General features: G+C 40.8%; 3 protein-coding genes. All 3 read right to left on the bottom strand.

Annotation, left to right across the window (positions count from 1 at the left end):
• Nucleotides 1-55: 55 nt before the first annotated feature.
• Genes L5M49_RS24825 through L5M49_RS24835 form a run of 3 tightly spaced genes read right to left on the bottom strand, consistent with a single transcriptional unit; the run spans nucleotide 56 to nucleotide 3,731 of the window.
• A complete protein-coding gene (locus tag L5M49_RS24825) occupies nucleotides 56-3,136 on the bottom strand; it encodes a Tn3 family transposase (protein WP_011787830.1) in 3,081 nt (1,026 codons plus the stop codon).
• A gap of 23 nt (nucleotides 3,137-3,159) precedes the next feature.
• Nucleotides 3,160-3,471 carry a type II toxin-antitoxin system RelE/ParE family toxin gene (locus tag L5M49_RS24830; protein WP_099458567.1) on the bottom strand — a complete coding sequence of 104 codons (312 nt, stop codon included), beginning with the start codon at nucleotides 3,469-3,471 and terminating at the stop codon, nucleotides 3,160-3,162.
• Nucleotides 3,471-3,731, bottom strand: a complete 261-nt coding sequence (locus tag L5M49_RS24835; RefSeq protein WP_011787805.1) for a type II toxin-antitoxin system Phd/YefM family antitoxin — start codon at nucleotides 3,729-3,731, stop codon at nucleotides 3,471-3,473. The genes L5M49_RS24830 and L5M49_RS24835 overlap by 1 nt, the downstream gene beginning before the upstream one ends.
• Between the last annotated feature and the right edge of the window lie 176 nt (nucleotides 3,732-3,907).

Raw genomic sequence — 3,907 nt, forward strand, 5'->3', positions numbered from 1 at the left:
ATGGCTAAATTTGCCCAACGCGCCAAAAATGTAAAGTTAGCTTTAAATTCTAAAATCACTCACTTGAATTCTCGTTCTCAATCAGCGCTTGCTTCCAATATTCTGGTTCAGCATATCGAGCAACCAATGCATCGATATCTATTTTTGAGGTTGATGGACTAAACTCAAAATTGCCATACATATTGATGTGCTGCCATGCAACGGGCGAAATACTGTGAAGCTGAGCCAGTGCATTTTGATCTCCTACTGTTTGCTTCTGTTCATAGACACGAGATAGCAGCACTGTGTTGTAGTAAATGACCGCGTTGGTGATGAGCCGAGAGCATTCATTCCATATTTGCTGCTCCTCTTCTGTTTTTACTCTGAATTTTCCACCGTTAACAAATGCAACTGCTCGTCTAAGACGATGATAGGCTTCGCCACGATTTAATGCTTTTTGTACACATTGACGTAAGCCAACATCGTCGACAAAGTCGAGAATGTATAGCGTTCGGCATATGTTTTCCAACTCCCATAATGCTTTCTTGGTCTGATTCTGACGCGAATAGCTCGAGAGTTTGCGAACAATCGTGGCTTGAGTAACATCTTTTTGAGCTAGCGATGCCATGATCCGTTGAATATTGGGCCATTCACGTTCAATCAATTCATCGTTGGTTTTTCGGGCAGGCTTTATTAGCCAGTCACCACACTCATTGGGATGTTGTGAGCCGACTAACGTATCCATTTTCTTATGCAAATCACGATAACGAGGTGCAAAATGATATCCAAATGCATGCAAAATCCAAAAATTAACCTGATTGGTGCCATGGGTGTCAGTGGAATGCCGTTCTGGCTTTATATCAGAGGTATTGTTATGCAATAAATCGAAAACGTAATGGCTTTCATGTTCGTGAGTCCCAATAATCTTTGCATTTATAGGAACATGATTTGCAACCAACGTGTAGGCGCTGACACCTTTCTGTAAACCAAAATACTTGGGAGAATATCGAGCGTTAAGGGTGTTAATTTGCGTTTCTATCCGCTGACCATCGCTACTTGAATGAAGTGTGTCCTGAATATCATAGAGATGAAATGCGGGTAGCTGGCTGGTCGCATTACTAATCGCATCATTAGCCGCTCGTAATGTCTCCAAGCGTAGATAATTTCTTGATGTCCCCGCCATTGATGCTGAGCTAAGGCCTGAAACCTCAGCCATTTTTGCTAACCCCATGTTTGTTCCCATCGCAACAATACAGGCGAAAATTTCACGGGGATCAGCTTCATGCTTTACATAACGATCTAATACATGGGTAAATGCATTTAAAAATCCAGTATTACCCGCAACAAACCACAGTAGATCCGCAATACCAATTCCTGGTAACTGGCTGTAAAAATCGCTATTAACGGATTCATCACTGCTCGGATAAAGCAGCTTCCAACGACGCTTTTCGGCAGCCCCAATTACTTTAATATGTTTGTTGACCCCATCAGAAATATGTTGGTTAATCGCACTATAACGTGCTGCTAGCATAGTATGAAATACAGCCAGAGTATCTTGGATAGGGGCCAATAAAATGGGTGCACCAATATCTTGCAATACTCGTTCTTTATCCTGCCATCTAAGATCGCTTATTAAGTCATCTTCAAAGCGGCGAAATTCATTACTATGTTTAACGTACACATCACCCGCTTCCAGTGAGTTGCGTAGTAGGCGATAGACCAAAAACTCATAGCGATCTACATCAAGCGTTTTAAATGTTTTGCCCTCTTTACTAAACAAATATCGGCGTAAACCTTTAGGAATAATCTCAGTCGGAAATGAATTAGGGTCAGTTTGCCTTGGTGATTTTTCTGTGCGCAATAAGTTTTGTAAAAACGCGATAGCTTCAAGCAAAGGAGAGTCTTCTACACGTCCGGCAAAATCCAGATCAGTAAAAAGTTGCCTTAAGTTACGTTTGAATGTGGCGGATAATTTTGTGTAATGTGACCATTCAAATGCCGTTTTGTCGAAAGCAATATTGCGTAAGTAATCAGCAACTAATGGGAATCTCTCTTGTTCAAGCAATGCATAGGCTTTTTCTTTAATAATGGAAAAAGGTGTGTCATCGGTGATGGTGTCATCCGTAAACAGGCTCAATACATGACCCGCAGCCTGTAAATTTTTCGCTGCATTGGTAACCGCATTATTCATTGCTTCTTCAGCGGCACGCTTGGCCTGTTTCTCGTATTGATCGACCCAATGGAGCAATGCTTCAATTAAGTTGTCATTAATTTGCTGAAACCGATGAAAAGCAAAAAACAGCAGATATAACTGAGCAGTCTCTTTTTTCATGCGTTGAAGTTTATAAGTGGTATAAAACTTAACCATAGAAGCATAATACTTGCCGCTTTCATTGGAGATCCCCGCTGTTATGAGGAACTGCTTGGCAAACTCATGTAGAGGCTGGAAAAACTGCCGCCGTGCGACTTCATGTCGCAATTCTTTATAACTGAAATCTTTAGCTTCATGTTTTAATGCGCTGACGCGAAATACTCCTGACTCAGCCCGAAGCAAAGCCGCTAATTGCTGATCGATAAGTGAAGTCATGCAAGTGCTAAGTAATCGAGCAATACGGGTGCGTTCATAAGCCACCACTCTACCAATCATCTCTTGCATATACCGATAACTGGGCATGACAATACGGTGTAATGCTAAGTATTGGGTTAATTCACGAAAGATAAAGATAGGTTGTGTCGATAACATCGCAACCCGCTGTGCTTTATCTTCCAAATCAACTTTTACCTCATTATCACATTGTTTATACTGGAATAAATCAAGAATTGCTCGTTGTTGTTCAGCCCTAATCGGTCTTGAGGGACTTTTCAGTCTTGAAAGCGTTTTGGTGGGAAAGTACAGCGCGGCAATGTAATCCAAGTCATTTAGTACTGACGATTCTTGTTCATAACTGAAAAACTGCCGTTTGGCTTTGAAATAGCCCAGTTGCAATACTAAATGGGCTGCCACAGAAAACGTTCGGGTATTGTCGAATAGCTCGCGCTCTTTAGCACTTAAGTCAAAATATAATCGACGATCATCATCTGAGAAATGAGGTAATCCAAACAGTTCATCTATTTCATCAGTTGACAAAATAGATAGCCGCCGAACATCATTTTTCATGGTGCCCTCCCTATTTCACTACATCAAATAATTTCCCGCTCCGCGAGATGTGCAAGTGGAATCATACTTTTATGTAAGATCCCAAATACAACGAATTGATGCTCATGTTGGATGTAATAGATGACATGACTTGAATAAGGGAAGCTAAACACATTCATGCGTACCTCGGGTCTATTTTTCCCAAGGGTGGGTGTTTCAGCCAGCAGTTGAATCGTTTGTCTAAGTCCTGATAAATAGGTCTTCGACTGAGTCGTTCCCCATTGGGCTAACGTAAAGCGGTGAATACCTATCAGATCAGATTGTGCATCGGGCGTTAAATGATAAGTTACCGGCATTAGTCATACTGCCCTGCGGCCAGCTCATCAAAAAAGGTATTACCATCAACCAAATTGCCCATTTTGATGTCAGTTATGGCTTTCACCGCTTTGGATTGAAGCAAATGTAATTTTAGTGTCTCGATACTTTGGTATGCATCAGCTGAAATAACAACGGCCACAGGCTTGCCATTTTTATTAATTTGGATTGGAGCTTGTTGAGCTTTGAGCAACAAATCTCCAAAGTGAATTTTTGCTTCATTGGCTGAAAGAGTGTTCATTTATCACCTTTAAACGAATCGTTCGATTCGCTCAATTTACACCAGTTGGGCGATAAAAGTCAAAAATGCACCCTATCAAAATGTATACAATTTGATAGAGTAATTTATCACCTATCAAAACTACTATCATAAGTCGGTTATCAAAATCTCTAAAGAGATTATGGCAAATTTTTAAT

Origin of the sequence: Shewanella sp. SM74, assembly GCF_025653725.1 — a bacterium.
Classification (GTDB): Bacteria; Pseudomonadota; Gammaproteobacteria; order Enterobacterales; family Shewanellaceae; genus Shewanella; species Shewanella oncorhynchi.

What these genes read in the sequence shown, in the direction of transcription:
- L5M49_RS24830 (WP_099458567.1), bottom strand. Translation starts at nt 3,471, where the DNA reads ATGCCGGTAACTTATCATTTAACGCCCGATGCACAATCTGATCTGATA.
- L5M49_RS24835 (WP_011787805.1), bottom strand. Translation starts at nt 3,731, where the DNA reads ATGAACACTCTTTCAGCCAATGAAGCAAAAATTCACTTTGGAGATTTG.
- L5M49_RS24825 (WP_011787830.1), bottom strand. Translation starts at nt 3,136, where the DNA reads ATGAAAAATGATGTTCGGCGGCTATCTATTTTGTCAACTGATGAAATA.